The sequence below is a fragment of the Roseobacter sp. HKCCD6576-2 genome (genome assembly GCF_013179285.1).
Classification (GTDB): Bacteria; Pseudomonadota; Alphaproteobacteria; order Rhodobacterales; family Rhodobacteraceae; genus Rhodophyticola; species Rhodophyticola oceani.
Genome location: NZ_WVNW01000001.1, coordinates 549,210 through 564,698, shown reverse-complemented (window position 1 = coordinate 564,698; position 15,489 = coordinate 549,210). Strand labels below are relative to the sequence as shown.

The following is a 15,489-nucleotide window of genomic DNA, read 5'->3' as shown; positions in this document are numbered from 1 at the left end:
CAACCAATAAAAATACTGAGGCGCAGGCGGAAAATGGGCGAAAGAGCAGACATGTTGGACGATTGGCGGGAACGGGTCTTGAGTGACCCGGAGCTTATTCTCGAAGACCGTGACCTGATGCGGGCGCTGATTGCGGCGAATGACCGGCAGATGGGCGGCAATATCGTCGATATGCGTGGCATCGCCATGGAACGGTTGGAAAATCGGCTGGATCGGTTGGAGGATACCCACCGATCCGTCATCGCCGCGGCCTATGAGAACCTCTCGGGCACCAATCAAATCCATCGCGCAATCATCGCCCTTCTGGACCAACCGGATTTCGAGAGCTTTCTGAAAATCCTCGGCACCGATGTGGCGGGGATTTTGCGGGTCGATCGCGTCCGCCTGGTGCTTGAAAGCGCCGAAGCGACCGAGACCTCTGCGCCGAAAGTGCAAAAGCTTGAGGATGTGCTGACCATCGTCGCGCCCGGCTTTGTCGATCAGTATCTGACCGGCGGTCGCGACGTGCCGCAGCGCTCGGTGACGCTCCGCCAAGTCGGGGACAGCTCCGATGTGATCTATGGCGAGGCGGCCGATTGGATCAAATCCGAAGCGCTGTTGCGGCTTGACCTCGGCGAAGGCCGCCTTCCTGGATTGCTGGTTATGGGCGCCGAAGACCCGCATCAGTTCCGCCCCAGCCAAGGAACGGATCTGTTGAGCTTTTTCAACGGTGCTTTTGAGCGGTTGATGCGCAAATACTTGGCCTGAGTCCATGACGCTCGCGCTCAGCCCGGCGGCCCGCGACCTTCTGCAACACTGGCTTGCCCATATCACCGCATTGGATGGCGCGGCAGATGCCACAGTCGAGGCCTATCGCCGTGATGTGGCCGGGTTTTTGGGCTTCCAAACCGTCTATCATGGCGACAGCCTCGGCCTTGCCCCGCTTCGGGGTCTCACAATCCGCGACATGCGCGCTTGGATGGCCGATGAGCGCGCCCGTGAGGTGAGCGCCCGCTCGCTGGCGCGCAAGCTCTCCGCCGTCAAAGGCTTCTTCCGATGGTGGGCCGAGCGGGACGGGTTCGACGCCACCGCCGTGCTGGCCGCCCGCGCGCCGAAGTTCCAACGGCCCCTGCCCCGCCCTCTGGCCGCCCCGGCGGCCCGCGACCTGCTCGACACGGTCGAGATGCAGCACCAAACCGATTGGGTCAGCGCCCGGGATTTGGCTGTCGTGACACTGCTCTATGGCTGCGGCTTGCGGATATCCGAGGCGCTTGGCCTGACCGCAAGCACCCTCCCCTTGGGCGAGGTGCTGCGCATTCGCGGCAAAGGCGGCAAGGAGCGCGAGGTACCGGTTCTGCCCGCCGCACGGGCGGCCGTGGCGCAGTATGTCGACCTCTGCCCGCATCGGCTTGATCCCAATACGCCGCTGTTCCGCGGCATCCGTGGCGGCGCGCTCAACCCGCGGCAAATCCAAAAGACCGTGGAACAGGCGCGGATGCAGCTTGGCCTACCCGCCACCGCCACGCCGCATGCGATGCGGCACAGCTTCGCGACGCATCTGCTGAGCGCGGGCGGCGATCTCCGCGCGATCCAAGAACTGCTTGGCCATGCCTCGCTCTCGACCACGCAAGCCTATACCGCCGTCGACACCGCGCGCCTCCTTGAAGTCTATCAAAGCGCCCATCCCAAAGCATAGGCCCATAACTTGCCCATTGAAGCCAGGGCCCTCTTCGGTCATGACAGTTTGATGAACGCGCGCCTTTCCGCCTTTTTCGTCCACGGCTTCACCGCAATCGGTGCGGCATTGGCCATGCTCGCCCTTCTGGCTGCGATGGAGCAGCGATGGGATGTCATGGCGCTTTGGCTCGCCCTCGCCTTCGTGGTCGACGGCATCGACGGCCCATTGGCGCGGCATTTTGAGGTCAAGACCCACGCGCCCGAAATCGATGGGGTGCTCTTGGACCTGATCATCGATTTCATGACCTATGTGGTGATCCCGGCCTATGCGCTCTACGCCTCAGGGCTCTTGCCGGGATGGACCGGCTGGCTGACCGTGTTGCTGGTACCCTTTGCCAGCGCGCTCTACTTCGCCGACACCCGGATGAAGACCGCCGATGACAGTTTTTCGGGGTTCCCGGGCTGCTGGAATATGCTGATCCTGGGCTGCCTGGTGATGACGCCGGGGGTTTGGATAACGCTGGCGCTTGTCATCATCCTCAGCGTCGCGATGTTCCTGCCGCTGAAATTCGTCCACCCCGTGCGCACCAAACGCTGGCGATGGATCACGCTGCCGGTGGCCCTGGTCTGGACCGGGGCGATCGGCTGGGCCGCTTGGACGGGGTTCGCCTCCAATCCGGCCCTGACTCTGGTCGTGGCGATAACGTCAATCTATCTGCTCGTCGCCGGGATCGCGCAGCAGGTTTTGAACGGCGATTAAGCGTCGGACCGTTCGCGGATCACCTTGGCAAAAGCCTCGAACATCCCGCCATTGGCTGCGATCAAACTGCCCGCCGTGAGCAAATCTTGCCCCTCGCGCAGCGGCTCCACCATCGCGCCAGCTTCCCGCGCAATGATCACGCCCGCGGCGATATCCCAAGCGTTCAGACCGCGTTCCCAATAGCCTTCGTAACGTCCAGCCGCGACATAGGCGAGGTCAAGCGAGGCCGCGCCCCACCGACGCACGCCCGCACATTGCGGCATCAGGCGTGCCAAGTCTTGCAACGCCGCTGGCAGGTATTTGCGCCCACCAAAGGGGACCCCGGTCGCAAAGATGCTCTCGATCATCCGGGTGCGTCCAGAAACCCTAAGCCGCTGCTTGTCATTCAACCATGCGCCTTGGCCCTTCTCGGCATAGAACATCTCGTCCTTGGCCGGGTCGAACACGACGCCCGCGACGATCTCACCCTTATGTTCCAAGGCAATCGAGACGGCAAAATGCGGCATCCCATGAAGGAAATTCGTGGTGCCGTCCAGCGGATCAACAATCCAGCGACGGGTTGGGTCATTGCCCTCGGTCTCGGTACTCTCTTCGCCGAGAAAGCCGTAGTTTGGGCGCGCCTCCATCAACTCGTCGCGGATGATCTGCTCGGCGGCCATATCGGCCTTGGACACGAAATCACCCGGCCCCTTGGCACTGACCTGCAGGTTTTCGACTTCGCGGAAATCCTTGACCAGCGAGCGCCCCGCCAGACGAGCGGCTTTGATCATGACGTTGAGATTTGCGCTGCCTTGCATGGCCTTGCCCCTTTGACTACCAGGCCGCGCGTATAGACCTGCACGCGCGGCCTGCCAAGGGCTCAATCGGCGCTAGGGGTCAGCCTGCCGCCAATTGATCGGCAAAACGGTGATTGGCATCGCGATGCCCGGCCTCATCGGCCCGGACCGCGATGATCACATCGCGCAGCCGCGCATCGGACGGCAAATGCCAGTAATCAATCGCAATCTGCGGCGCAGGCACATCCTCTTGCCGCCCGGCATCCACCTGCTCAAGATACTGGGTATAGCTGACCACGGCTTCCTCTTCCAAATAGGCCACGACGCGATGCGCGGTGCGTGGCGCAAACAGGTAGAGAAAGAAGTAGAAATTGAAGAACACCGCCTGACCGATCATGATCAAGCCGCGTTCCAGAAGCGTCGGTTGGGCGATTTTGATGAAGGTCATCAAATGCATCCGCTCATTATCCGCCTCTTCCAAAAGCTCACGGATCCAGCCTTGATCGTCTCGGATATGGCGCAGCGCCTTGAGATGCTGCAACAACCCGCCGACCATGCCGGGCACCGCCGCGACGGTTTCCAGCACGACGGCGCGGTGGCCATAGCGCTTGGCGAAAAACGCATCGGCAAAGACGCGCATGAATTTCACCGTCTTCAGAGCGATCCGGTCATGGATGTCCGCAGGCGGCTTGTGAAGGGTCAGGTCAGGGTCGGGGTTGTAAGGGTGATCATACATATCGCGTGCCTCCTGCCCCAGAATCTGAGGGTAAAGCCCGGCGGATCAATGCAACTGCGACACCTTGCGCGCGGCTTACCCTGCGACAAGTCGATGCAGATTTAAGCCATTGGGATGAAACGATTACTTGCGTTGCAATTTCAATGGCTCGGTCCGGGCCAGCTTCAGCACATGGGACATAAACGGCTTGGTGGTCTCATCACTCCGCGTGGCGCCGTAAAGCCGCCGGGTCAGGCCGGTCTTGGTCAAAGGTCGGGTGACATAGCTCGCATTCTGCCGCTGCTCGCGCACAACCCAATCCGGCAGGACCGAGACCCCCCGGTTTGAGGCGACCAGAAGCAAGATCACTGCGGAGAGCTCCACTTGCCGGATGCCGCGCGGCTCCACGCCCGCAGGGGTCAACAACTGGTTGAACACATCGAGCCGCGCCCGCTCCACCGGATAGGTGATCAGCATCTCACCCTCGAAATCCTTGGCTTCGATGAAATCCTTCGCCGCCAGCGGATGCTCGGCGGACGCGACAAACACCGGTTCATAGTCAAAGAGCGGTGTGAAATCGACGCCCGGCAGTTCTTCGGGGTCAGACGAGATCACCAGATCGACCTCTTCCCGCACGAGGGCGGGCAGAGCTTCGAATTGCAGGCCCGGGCGGATATCCACATCCACATCCGGCCAAGCTTGGCGGAACTTCTCCAAGACCGGCAGGAGCCAGTCAAAACAGGCATGGCATTCGATCGCGATGTGCAACCGGCCGGATTTGCCCGCGCGCAGGCCGGTGAATTCCTCTTCCAGCGCCGCAATGCGCGGCAGGATGTCTTCGGCCAACCGCAGAAGCTTCATCCCCGCCGAAGACAGCCGCATCGGCTTCGAACGTCGCACAAACAGCTCCACACCGGCCTGCGCCTCCAGCCCCTTTATCTGATGGCTGAGCGCGCTTTGCGTGATGTGCAGCGTATCCGCCGCCTTGGCCAGTCCGCCCTCTTCGTGGATGGCGCGGATGGTGCGGAGGTGGCGAAATTCGATATGCATGTCCGGCTCATATTGATGATGAGTTTTATGAGTTTGTCTTGAGCTTGCCCTCTATGCGACATCCAGTGGCGTCTTTTCAAGGATCAGAATCGCTATGCCTGTGCCCGCCGTCTCGTTTGAGTTCTTCCCGCCGCAATCATTGGAGGCGTCGTTTCGGCTGTGGGACACGCTTGGTGTTTTGGCGCCTTTGGACCCGAAATTCGTTTCGGTCACCTATGGTGCGGGCGGCACAACCCGAAAGCTGACCCATGACGCGGTGACCGCGATTGACAGCAATTTCGGCGTGCCGGTGGCGGCGCATTTGACCTGCGTTGACGCCACACGTGAAGAGACCCTCGCCATTGCAGAGAGTTACGCCGAAGCAGGTATCTCGCAACTCGTTGCGCTGCGCGGCGACCCGCCAAAAGGTGCGGGCAAATTCACGCCGCACCCGGATGGGTTTGCAAGCTCTGTCGAGTTGATCGAGGCGCTCGCCAAAACCGGTAAGTTTTCGCTGCGGGTCGGCGCATATCCAGACTCGCATCCAGATGCGCCTGATCTGTCGGCCTGCGTGGAGTTCCTAAAGCGCAAGATTGACGCGGGCGCGACCTCCGCCATCACGCAGTTCTTTTTCGAGGCCGACACCTTCTTCCGGTTCCGCGATGCTTGCGTGAAGGCGGGTATCGACGCGCCGATCATCCCCGGCATCCTGCCGATCAACAACTGGACCCGTATCCGCCGCTTTGCCACCGCCTGTGGTGCCGTGATCCCGGCTTGGTTGGACGAGGCCTACACCGCCGCAATCCGCGATGGGCGCGAATCCCTACTCTCGACGGCGGTCTGTAGCGAGCTTTGCTCCGACCTGATTGAGGGCGGGGTCACCGATCTGCATTTCTACACATTGAACACCCCGGAACTGACACGGGAGGTCTGCGCCGCCCTGGGCGTGACCCCGAAACTGGCCCTGGCCGAAGTGGCTTGAGCCCGGAGATAGGTTACAAAATTCCCGTATTTCGCGATTTTTCGTAACCTATCTCCGTTCTTTTTCCGACGCTGCGTCACCTTTTCCACCGCTTGCGGAACCCCCGCGCGCGCGCTTGGGTATCGCTCAGACGGATAGGAGGACGATATGGCAAACCGGGTCTACGCAAAGTCGATGGATGAGCTTCTGGATCAGGAGGCGCTTTTGTCGATGTCGGGCCTGGACTTCATGGAGGGCATAAGGGATGGCCATTTGCCCGCGCCGCCGATCTCCCAAGGGCTGAACTACGCGCTCGACACTGTCGAAGACGGGCGCGTGGTGTTTCGCGGCGCCCCGAGCTTTGACCATACCAACCCGATGGGGACGGTGCATGGCGGCTGGTACGGGACGCTTCTCGACAGTTGCATGGCCTGCGCGGTGATGACGAAAGTGCCCAAGGGTTCGATCTATACCACCTTGGAATACAAGATAAATATCACCCGTTCGATCCCAGTCGGCATGGAGATCACCGCCGAGGGTATCGTCAGTCATGCGGGGCGGTCCACCGGCGTGGCAGAAGGCACTATTCGCGGCGTCCAGGACGGCAAACTTTATGCCACCGGCTCAACCACCTGCATCATCATGAAGATGACTGATGGAGCATAACGGCTGTTGAATTGACTTAATGATACCTTTCGGGCAAGCCCGGGGCTTCTTGCAACACCGATCTCGGAGATGGTTATGATCAGCCCGGTCCTTCCCAGCTATTCCCGCGCGCCGCTGTCCTTTGTCAAAGGCGAAGGCGCTTGGTTGGTGGAAGCCGATGGCCGACGTTTCCTGGATTTCGCCAGCGGTATCGCGGTGATGGCACTTGGGCACGGGCATCCGGCCCTGGTCAACACGCTGAAATCACAGGCGGAAAAGCTCTGGCACACATCCAATCTCTATACCGTGCCTGAACAGCAGGAGCTGGCCGAGAAACTGGTCGAACACACTTTCGCCGACACGATGTTCTTCTGCAACTCCGGCACGGAGGCGGGGGAGCTTGCTGTGAAAATGGCCCGGAAATACTGGCATGAGAAAGGTCAGCCGGACCGCACCACGATCATCACCTTCGAGGGGGCGTTTCATGGCCGGTCCATGGGCATGATCTCCGCCGCCGGGGCCGAAAAGCTGACCGTAGGGTTTGGGCCGCTTCTGCCCGGCTTCATCCACTTGTCGTTTGGCGATCACGACGCACTGCGCGAAGCGGCGGCGCGCACGGATGTGGGCGCGATTATGCTGGAGCCGATCCAGGGCGAAAGCGGCATCCGCCCGGTGCCGGATCAATGCCTAAAGGGCTTGCGTGACTTGTGTTACGAACACGGGCTGTTGCTGATTTTCGATGAAATTCAATGCGGTATGGGCCGGACGGGCAAACTCTTCGCGCATGAATGGGCCGGCATTAGCCCGGATATCATGATGGTGGCCAAAGGCATCGGCGGCGGCTTCCCAATCGGTGCACTGCTGGCCACAGAGGAAGCCGCGATTGGCATGACGCCCGGCACCCATGGCTCCACCTATGGCGGCAACCCCCTTGGCTGCGCAGTGGCCGCGACGGTGATGGATGTGATCACCGAGGATGGCTTTCTTGAGGATGTGAGCCGCAGGGCGGGCCTCTTGCGGCAAAAGGCCGAAGGGTTGGTCGCCTCACACCCGGAGGTGTTTGAAGAGGTGCGCGGCGCGGGCTTCATGCTTGGCCTGGTTTGCAAATTGCCCAATCTCGACGTGATTAACGCCGCGTTTGAGCAAGAGATGCTGACGGTTCCGGCAGGCGACAATGTGGTGCGTCTGTTGCCCTCTCTCACGCTGAGCGAGGCGGAGATTGCCGAGGGGATCGACCGGCTTGATCGGGCGGCAACCGCGCTGAAGGCGCAGACCCATGATGCCGCCGAATAGAGCCTATCGCTTCGTCAAGCTGACCCGGGACCATTACCCGTTGATCGAGAGCTGGCTTGACCAACCTCATATCGGTGGCTGGTGGGGCAATTCCGCTGTGGAAATCGCGCTGATGGAAGAAGATTTTGATCGCGGCCCCACGGATATGCGGATCGTGGAACTCGAGGGCCGCCCCTTTGCCTTTGTGCAGGATTATCCGGCGCATCACTGGCCCGCGCCGCATTTCGCCGACCTGCCAGCGGACACGCGCGCGATGGACACGTTTTTGGGGGATCCCGATTTCCTCGGCAAAGGCCATGCGCAGGCCTATATCCGCCAACGCGCCATTGAGTTGATGGATCAAGGGGCCTCCACCATCGCCATCGATCCAGACCCGGCCAATACCCGCGCTATCGCCACCTACACCGCCGCCGGTTTCGCCCCGCTGGAAGAACGCGAGTGTGGCGATGGCGACCGTGTGCTGGTGATGCTGTTTCAACGGCAGATGGCCGAAACACCCGATATCGCCCAGCCATCTTCTGGCTAGACACTTCCCCGGGAAGCATGGGGTGAAGGACCGCCCGCCACGCCCGACAGATACGATAAGTGACCGACATGACACATTTTCTCGACATCAACAAAACCGCACCGTCCGATCTGAGGCAGATGATTGATACGGCCCGCGCGATGAAAGACGCCCGCGCCGGGCGGCCCAAAGGCATGGCCGATGATGCGCAGCCGCTGGCCGGCCACATGGTGGCACTGATCTTCGAAAAGCCGTCAACCCGAACCCGGGTCAGCTTCGATGTTGGCGTGCGGCAGATGGGCGGGCAGACCATGGTCCTCTCGGGCACCGATCTGCAGCTTGGCCATGGCGAGACCATCGCGGACACCGCCAAAGTGCTCAGCCGTTATGTCGATCTGATCATGATCCGGACCTTTGAGGAGGATGTGCTGCTGGAATTGGCCGATCACGCGACGGTGCCGGTGATCAACGGGCTGACCAACCGGTCGCATCCGTGTCAGATCATGGCCGATGTGATGACCTATGAGGAACATCGCGGGCCGATCAAAGGCAAGAAAGTTGTCTGGACCGGCGACGGCAACAATGTCTGCGCCAGCTTTCTGCATGCGGCGGGTCAGTTTGGCTTCGATATGGTCTTCACCGGGCCGGAGACGCTCGACCCCGAACGGGTGTTTGTCGAAGAGGCCCGCGCCAAGGGGGTCAATGTCGAGATCATCCGCGACCCCGCCCGGGCGGTGGACGGCGCGGATCTGGTGGTCACCGACACATGGGTTTCGATGCATGACAGCCAGTCGACTAAAGAACGCCGTCACAACCAGTTGCGCGGCTATCAAGTCAATGAAGAGTTGATGCGCCACGCCAAGGATGACGCACTGTTCATGCATTGCCTGCCCGCCCATCGGGAGGAGGAGGCGACCAGCGCGGTGATGGACGGGCCGCATTCGGTGATTTTCGATGAGGCCGAAAACCGGTTGCATGCGCAGAAAGCCGTTCTGCGCTGGTGTCTGGGCGTGTGAGCCGCCGCCCGCCGCCCTCCAGCAATATCGCGCAGAACCCTGCGCTGGCGGTCCTGTTCATTTTGGCCGCGACGGTTTTCATCGCCGCCACCACGCTTTTGGCGAAAGCGCTTGGCACCGATGCCCTTGGGCCGGCGCTGCATCCGCTGCAGGTCAGCCACGGGCGGTTTCTGTTTGCTTGGATCGCGATCGTCGCCACAGTCGCGGCGCTCCGCCCGCGCCTAACGCGGCCGGATTGGTCGAACCATATCGCCCGCACGGTCTGCGGTTGGGGCGGGGTGACGTTGATGTTCGGGGCCGCCGCGCTGATCCCGCTGAGCGATGCCACCGCAATCAGCTTTCTGAACCCGGTCTTCGGCATGATCCTGGCGATCCCGCTTTTGGGCGAACGGGTCGGCCCTTGGCGCTGGCTGGCCGCCGCCATTGCCTTTGCGGGCGCGCTTCTGCTGATCCGGCCCGGGGCGGAGGCGATCCAACTGGGCGCGATTCTGGCGCTTGGGGCCGCGATGCTGATGGGGTTGGAACTGATCTTCATCAAGCGGCTGGCCGGGCGTGAGCGCCCGCTTCAGGTGCTGTTTGTCAACAACTCCCTTGGCCTGGTGATCGCAAGTCTGGCGGTGATCGCCGTCTGGCACCCGCCGACGCCTGCGCAATGGGCGGGGCTGGCCGGGCTTGGGGTTGCGATGGCCTGCGCGCAGTTCTGTTTCGTCAATGGCATGGCGCGCGCGGATGCGAGTTTCGTCACGCCCTTCACCTATATGACGCTGGTCCTCGCGGCGCTTTATGACCTCATCATTTTCGACGTGATGCCGGACGCGATCAGCATCGGCGGCGCGGCGATCATCGTCACCGGCGCGGCGCTTCTGGCCTGGCGTGAGGCTGTCCACCGACGATAAAGCCTCAGGCAAATCTCGTGCTCTCTTCGGCAGTGCTCTGCGCCGCATGAAACGCGGCAAGCTGCGTCTCAACCCGCTTTAGGCTGCCCGGCCGGTAAGGTTTGAACCCCGTCGCCTTTGCCTCCTTGGACCACCGTTGATAAACCGCCGGATGCAGCTCCTCCATCCGCTCCGGCCCCTCCCGATCTTCCAACCGCATCCGCATGATCCGCTCCACGAGGCTCTGCCGCCGCTCGGAATGATTATGCAGCGGCCCCATTGGGTTCTCTTTCCGCGCGATCGCGGCAAGAGCCTTCGGATCAAGCGCCAACCCTGCTTCTGCCGCCCCTTCTGCGACCCAACGCAGCGTGATGCTCGACAAGTCAAGAATGTCGCCACCTCCGCCGACCGAGCCGTGATCGCCTGCAAAGAACCGCTCCTGATACGGCGCATCATCGGTCATCGGTCCGCCGTTTAGCCGCTCCAAATTGTCCCATCGGGTTGGGCAGAACGACGGGCGGCGTTCATCCAACGCAATCGCATGGCGGGCCATGCGGACAAGCCGGGTCAGATCCGCGTCATGGAAGCGGAACTTGTCGCGATTGAGTACCGGGGCCAGCGCGAGATGCTTGGGCACCCCCAAAGCGCCGACAGTGTCCCAAACCCCGAGATAGGCCAGCCGCAGAAGCGGTGCCTCGGGCATGCCGGCGTCGCGGCGATGTGCCGCCTCGGCCGCGCTTGTCACCACCCGCAGGGACGCGTTGGACCGAAAATCGAAACTTTCCGGCGTCGAGGGGTGTGTGGTCGGGTCCCCCTTGCGCCGATAGCGTTCAACCGCCTCCGGTATCTTGTGCAGCCGATCGCGATCAACAATTCCGGTACACCGGATAAACCCGGCAAGCGACCGTGCGGTATAGGCACCGCGGGAGAAGCCAAAAATGAAGATTTCATCGCCAGGTTGATAAAGGAACACGAGATGGCGATACGCCTCAACGATATTGGCCATCAGGCCCCAACCAAAGGCCCCGCCAAGCACCTTATCCGCCCACCGAGACAACCGGGTGACGCCCTGTCCCGTCCCGACACCCTGAATATAGATCGGCACCTGAACCACCCCGTCAGGTCCAAGCGGGGCCATTGCCGCGGCCAGCCGCACCACATTGGTTGGGGTCTGACTGTCCGACCGGTTCCAGGTCCCGTCGCAGAACACGGCGATCCGTTTCATGGCTATCCCTCCGTTCGGCGGTGCGCCGTTGAGGATAAGATAGCCTGTTTACACCAGAAAATCGGCAGGAAATCCCGCACCCCTCATGGGAGAGCAAAGGCGGCCTCGCCCGCCTCGGCCAAAAGCGGTCCGATCTCGTCAAGCGGGCCGGAGTTGACCGCAACAAAAACCGCCCGCCCGGTTTCAAAATCAAGACCCATGACAGCGAGCCAGAAGGTGTTGGAGCCATCATGCGCTAGACGCCCCGAGGCCATGCGGCTCCATCCCATGGCATAATCCGTCCCGTCTGGTGGGGTCTGCAAGACGTGCCAACTCTCCGCACTGAGATAGCGGTCCTCCCGCATCAAATGCGCCCGGAGATAGGTCAGCATATCCTCAGCATTCATATGCACCGTGCCCGCCGGGCCGAAAACAGGCGGGTTGTCGGGGCCGGTCACCGGATCGGCGGCCCTTAGACGGCCCCAAAGCCCCGTGCGGTGACCCCAAGGCTGGCTCTCCGAGGTGAGGTAACCCGGTGGGCCAAATCCGGGGCTGTTCAGACCAAGCGGTCGAAACAGTTCCGCCGCGATCAACGCCTCCCAAGATGTCTCCGCAGATACGGCCAGCATCTGACCCGCCAGCATGTACCCCATATTGGAATAGAGGAAATCGCCTGGGTTCTCGGCCAGAGGCCAGCTCAACACATCGTCGGCCAAGGCCTGCCGGTCGGCGTGATGACTCTCCGCCGACCAATCGCGCGGCAGATTTATCATCCGCCACATACCCGGATTGGCCGCGATGCCCGCCCGATGGGTTAGGAGCGCCTCCAATGTGGCGTCAGCGCCGGGCGCGTCGGGCAGGCCCAGAACCACACCGGCGGTATCGTCCCAAGCGATCACGCCGCGTTCGACCAAGCGGGCCGCAACAGTCGCGGTCATGGATTTGGTGAGCGAGCCCAGATGCCAAAGATTATCCCGCTCAATCGGGTCGTCCCGACCGTTGATCCGAACACCGGCCACGGCCCAATCCAACCGGTCGGCCTCCACCAAGCCCACGACCGCGCCCGGGATCAGAGCATCAGCCACCAGCCCGTCGGCCAGGCTTTGCAGATCATCGGCAAGGGTCGCGCTTGTCATCATGCTTCCCATCACCAGACCTGCCAAAGCCGTTTTCATGATTTCAGTCGATATCCCGTCTTGAACCACCGCCAGCCCAACGCAATCACCGCCAGACTCGCGCCCGAGGCCACGGCCAAACCCAGCCAGGGCGAGCTGTCCGAGGTGCCCAGGACCCCATATCGGACGCCGTCGATCAGATAAAACACCGGGTTCCAATGGGTCAGCGTGTTGAGCCAACCGGGCAATGCCTCAATCGAATAAAAGGTGCCGGAGAGGAAACTCAAGGGCACGACGATGAAGTTGGTGATCGCGGCGATCTGGTCGAATTTCTGCGCAATGATGCCCGCGACGATGCCGACCCCGCCGAGGAAGATGCCGCCCAGGACAACGAAGGTGAACGCCCAAAGCGGATGCGCGACGCTCAGCCCGATGATCGGGAACATCACCAGGGTCACGGCCAGCGCCACCAAGACACCGCGCACAACGCCGCCGATGATATAGCCTGCGACCAGTTCCAGAGGGCTGAGCGGTGGCATCAAAGTGTCGACGATATTGCCCTGCACCTTGCCAATGACGATCGAGGATGAGGTGTTGGCAAACGCGTTCTGGATCACCGTCATCATCAAGATACCCGGTGCGATGAAATGCAGGAAGCTGACCCCCATCACGTCGCCGCGCTGCCCACCAATCGCCAGGCTGAAGATCAGGATAAAGAGCCCGGCGGTGACCAGCGGCGCCAGAAGCGTCTGCGTCCAGACCACCACAAACCGCATCACCTCGCGCATCGCCAATGTGTAGAGGCCAAGCCAATTGACCCGGCCGAAACGGCGCACGCCCATGCCGGTTTGCATCGCTTTGGGTGGGCTGTCCATCATTCCGCGTTTCCCCGCCTTGTGTCCGCCCGCAAGGGCACGATAGGATAGGGCTTCCAATTCGCTGGTCCCGGGCCCATATGCAAGGGCCGTGGCGCACCGAGCCATGTGCAAAAACGAGCAGGAGGGGCAAGGATGTCCTGGACCGACGAGCGCGTCGAGATACTCAAGAAGATGTGGGGCGAGGGCCAGTCGGCCTCGCAGATCGCCAAGGAATTGGGCGGCGTGACCCGCAATGCGGTGATCGGCAAGGTGCATCGCTTGGGCCTGTCGAACCGGACCAACAGTGGTGCTGCGAAGCCCGCCCCCGCGAAGGAGGCCGCGAAACCGGCGGCCAAGGCCGAACCGGCCGCGCCGAAGCCTGCGCCCAAACCCGCCGCGACCGCGGCCGAACCGGCCTCGCGCCCCTCGAACGTGACCCCGCTTCGCAAACCGATTGTGCCCGCGGGCCAACCACTGCCGCCGCAGCCTTCGGCCAATGAGATCAGCCCGGAGGCCTTGGCCAAGGTCAATGAAGTTGAAAAACATGCTAAGCGCATCAGCCTGATGGAACTGACCGAGCGGACCTGCAAATGGCCCATCGGCGACCCGGCGACCGATGATTTCTATTTCTGCGGCCTGCCGGTGCAGCAGGGCAAACCCTATTGTGAGGCCCATGTGGGCGTAGCGTTTCAACCGATGTCGTCCCGCCGCGACCGGCGCCGCTAGTTCCGACGCCCAACAAGGCCGGTCAGCACGGCGGCACCAATCGCTGTGATGATCCAGCCCGCCACCTGGAAGACCGATCGCGCATAAAAGGCGACATCGCCAAGCGCACCTCGGCCCCGTGGTCGGGCGCCAAGCTTGGTCCATAACGTCAATCCTCCTGAGTTCTGGCCAATTCTCAAGGATTTCCGTCCAGCGCCCGCGAGGTTTGGGGGCATCCGGACGCCGCAGGCATCAGTCAAGCAGTTGTGATTGGGCGCGCGCCTCTGCCCGCGCTTAGGGTCGCGCAAGCAGAGGCGCGGGGAGAGACCGATGAAAAAGCAACGCAAACGGCCCCAGGGCAAGGCGAAACGGACACCGCAGGCGACGGCGTCGGAGGCCAAACCAATCGACCGGCGCGCTGTGCTTCGGTTGCTGCGCAATGGCGCGATCGCGCTGCCGGTTCTCGGCGTGGCCGGGTATTTCTCCATCGGCTATGTGCAGGCCTCGATCTGCGAGTTGGACCTGAGCAAAATTGGCAATGGCACGCCCGCGATTGTGCAAATCCATGATCAGAGTTGCAGCCTTTGCCGAACGCTCCAGCGGCAATCGCGCCAGGCGCTGCGCGCGTTCGAGGACGAGCGGTTCGAATATCTCGTCGCCAATATCAACACTGCCGAAGGCGCCGCGCTGGCCGCGCAACATGGCGTGCAGCATGTGACGCTGCTGCTGTTCGATGGGGCGGGCGACATGATGCAGATCGTGCGCGGCCCAACCACAGCCGAGGATTTGGGCGCGATCTTTGCAGCGCATCTGGATCGTTTCAGCTAGCGCCGTTTAGCAATCCCGCCTGATCTCACGGTCCAACAGGCCTGTTTCGACCAACATGCAGCGGTTGCGCGCCTCGTAGTAATAGCCGCGCGCATACCAGCCGACCGCCGTGTCGTAATCGCCATCCGAGAGCAGCCAAGCGCCACGCAGGTAGCGCACGGCGTAACGCAGATTGGTTTCCGCATCGAGCAGTTCGGAGGCCGGGCCGCGATGACCCATGGTGCGCGCCGTCTGCGGCAGGATTTGCATCATCCCATAATAGGGGCCGTTCCGCGCCGCAGGGCGATAGTCGCTTTCGCGCTGGATGACGCGGTGAACCAAGGCCGCGGGCACGTCGTTGCGGGCCGCATATTCATTGACCAAGGCGCGGATTTCCGGGGTCTCATTGGGGTAAAGCGGCGGCTCCTGCACAGTGCTGGGGGCCGGGCCACGGCCACAGGCGGCGGCGAGAGACAGAAGCGCGAGAGCGAGGATAACACGGGTCATGCCCCGCGCCTTAGCCGAGTGCCATCGTTCTGGCCAGAAACAATCTTGTGGGGCGGCGGCGGC

The 15,489-nt window shown here is 62.1% G+C and carries 19 protein-coding genes; 11 read left to right on the top strand and 8 right to left on the bottom strand.

Translation table 11 applies throughout. The features are described 5' to 3' along the window. Window positions 1–33: 33 nt before the first annotated feature. The 3 genes from GTF44_RS02745 to GTF44_RS02735 are packed head-to-tail and all read left to right on the top strand — an operon-like array spanning window position 34 to window position 2,416. The gene (locus GTF44_RS02745) at window positions 34–747 is read left to right on the top strand and encodes a DUF484 family protein (protein WP_253261139.1); all 714 of its coding nucleotides are present in this window, start codon (window positions 34–36) and stop codon (window positions 745–747) included. A gap of 4 nt (window positions 748–751) precedes the next feature. Continuing rightward, entirely contained in the window at window positions 752–1,675 is a 924-nt protein-coding gene (locus tag GTF44_RS02740) for a tyrosine recombinase XerC (RefSeq protein WP_171557345.1), read from the top strand. 51 nt (window positions 1,676–1,726) lie between these two features. Beyond that, window positions 1,727–2,416, top strand: coding sequence for a phosphatidylcholine/phosphatidylserine synthase (locus GTF44_RS02735; RefSeq protein WP_171557344.1), 690 nt, complete (start codon window positions 1,727–1,729; stop codon window positions 2,414–2,416). Here GTF44_RS02735 and GTF44_RS02730 read toward each other — a convergent pair. The 3 genes from GTF44_RS02730 to GTF44_RS02720 form a co-directional block, all read right to left on the bottom strand. Then, a complete protein-coding gene (locus GTF44_RS02730; RefSeq protein ID WP_171557342.1) occupies window positions 2,413–3,213 on the bottom strand; it encodes an inositol monophosphatase family protein in 801 nt (266 codons plus the stop codon). The genes GTF44_RS02735 and GTF44_RS02730 overlap by 4 nt on opposite strands. A 79-nt stretch (window positions 3,214–3,292) precedes the next feature. Continuing rightward, entirely contained in the window at window positions 3,293–3,928 is a 636-nt protein-coding gene (locus GTF44_RS02725; RefSeq protein ID WP_171557341.1) for an alternative oxidase, read from the bottom strand. A 123-nt stretch (window positions 3,929–4,051) separates the two neighbouring features. After that, complete coding sequence (locus tag GTF44_RS02720) at window positions 4,052–4,957, bottom strand: LysR family transcriptional regulator (RefSeq protein WP_171557339.1); 906 nt, start codon at window positions 4,955–4,957, stop codon at window positions 4,052–4,054. A 94-nt stretch (window positions 4,958–5,051) separates the two neighbouring features. Here GTF44_RS02720 and metF point away from each other — a divergent pair, with 94 nt between their 5' ends. From metF to GTF44_RS02690, 6 genes are all read left to right on the top strand, one after another. Beyond that, entirely contained in the window at window positions 5,052–5,918 is an 867-nt protein-coding gene (gene metF, locus GTF44_RS02715) for a methylenetetrahydrofolate reductase [NAD(P)H] (RefSeq protein WP_171557338.1), read from the top strand. Window positions 5,919–6,065: 147 nt separating this feature from the next. Beyond that, window positions 6,066–6,563 carry a PaaI family thioesterase gene (locus tag GTF44_RS02710; protein WP_171557336.1) on the top strand — a complete coding sequence of 166 codons (498 nt, stop codon included), beginning with the start codon at window positions 6,066–6,068 and terminating at the stop codon, window positions 6,561–6,563. A 75-nt stretch (window positions 6,564–6,638) separates the two neighbouring features. Continuing rightward, window positions 6,639–7,835 carry an aspartate aminotransferase family protein gene (locus GTF44_RS02705; RefSeq protein ID WP_171557335.1) on the top strand — a complete coding sequence of 399 codons (1,197 nt, stop codon included), beginning with the start codon at window positions 6,639–6,641 and terminating at the stop codon, window positions 7,833–7,835. Further along, window positions 7,819–8,361 carry a GNAT family N-acetyltransferase gene (locus GTF44_RS02700; RefSeq protein ID WP_171557333.1) on the top strand — a complete coding sequence of 181 codons (543 nt, stop codon included), beginning with the start codon at window positions 7,819–7,821 and terminating at the stop codon, window positions 8,359–8,361. The genes GTF44_RS02705 and GTF44_RS02700 overlap by 17 nt, the downstream gene beginning before the upstream one ends. A gap of 68 nt (window positions 8,362–8,429) precedes the next feature. Next, window positions 8,430–9,356: an ornithine carbamoyltransferase gene (argF, locus tag GTF44_RS02695; RefSeq protein WP_171557331.1), complete on the top strand. Its 927-nt coding sequence runs from the start codon at window positions 8,430–8,432 to the stop codon at window positions 9,354–9,356. Next, a complete protein-coding gene (locus GTF44_RS02690; protein WP_367383356.1) occupies window positions 9,353–10,252 on the top strand; it encodes a DMT family transporter in 900 nt (299 codons plus the stop codon). The genes argF and GTF44_RS02690 overlap by 4 nt, the downstream gene beginning before the upstream one ends. 4 nt (window positions 10,253–10,256) lie before the next feature. Here GTF44_RS02690 and GTF44_RS02685 read toward each other — a convergent pair whose 3' ends face one another. The 3 genes from GTF44_RS02685 to GTF44_RS02675 form a co-directional block, all read right to left on the bottom strand. Beyond that, window positions 10,257–11,456 (bottom strand): DUF2235 domain-containing protein, encoded by a 1,200-nt coding sequence (locus GTF44_RS02685; RefSeq protein WP_171557329.1) that lies wholly within the window; start codon window positions 11,454–11,456, stop codon window positions 10,257–10,259. Between the two features lie 83 nt (window positions 11,457–11,539). Continuing rightward, window positions 11,540–12,610: a serine hydrolase gene (locus tag GTF44_RS02680; protein WP_171557328.1), complete on the bottom strand. Its 1,071-nt coding sequence runs from the start codon at window positions 12,608–12,610 to the stop codon at window positions 11,540–11,542. After that, entirely contained in the window at window positions 12,607–13,428 is an 822-nt protein-coding gene (locus tag GTF44_RS02675) for an ABC transporter permease (RefSeq protein ID WP_253261138.1), read from the bottom strand. Before GTF44_RS02675 ends, GTF44_RS02680 begins: the two co-directional genes overlap by 4 nt. Before the next feature lie 132 nt (window positions 13,429–13,560). Between GTF44_RS02675 and GTF44_RS02670 the strand changes: the two genes are divergently transcribed. Then, window positions 13,561–14,133, top strand: a complete 573-nt coding sequence (locus GTF44_RS02670; protein WP_171557326.1) for a GcrA family cell cycle regulator — start codon at window positions 13,561–13,563, stop codon at window positions 14,131–14,133. Here GTF44_RS02670 and GTF44_RS02665 read toward each other — a convergent pair. After that, window positions 14,130–14,285, bottom strand: coding sequence for a hypothetical protein (locus tag GTF44_RS02665; protein ID WP_171557325.1), 156 nt, complete (start codon window positions 14,283–14,285; stop codon window positions 14,130–14,132). The two genes, GTF44_RS02670 and GTF44_RS02665, sit on opposite strands and share 4 nt — an antisense overlap. Before the next feature lie 157 nt (window positions 14,286–14,442). On the opposite strand from GTF44_RS02665, the gene GTF44_RS02660 reads away from it, so the two are divergent. Then, a complete protein-coding gene (locus tag GTF44_RS02660; protein WP_171557323.1) occupies window positions 14,443–14,940 on the top strand; it encodes a hypothetical protein in 498 nt (165 codons plus the stop codon). A 6-nt stretch (window positions 14,941–14,946) separates the two neighbouring features. Here GTF44_RS02660 and GTF44_RS02655 read toward each other — a convergent pair whose 3' ends face one another. Further along, window positions 14,947–15,426 (bottom strand): lytic transglycosylase domain-containing protein, encoded by a 480-nt coding sequence (locus GTF44_RS02655; RefSeq protein ID WP_171557321.1) that lies wholly within the window; start codon window positions 15,424–15,426, stop codon window positions 14,947–14,949. Window positions 15,427–15,489: the final 63 nt, after the last annotated feature.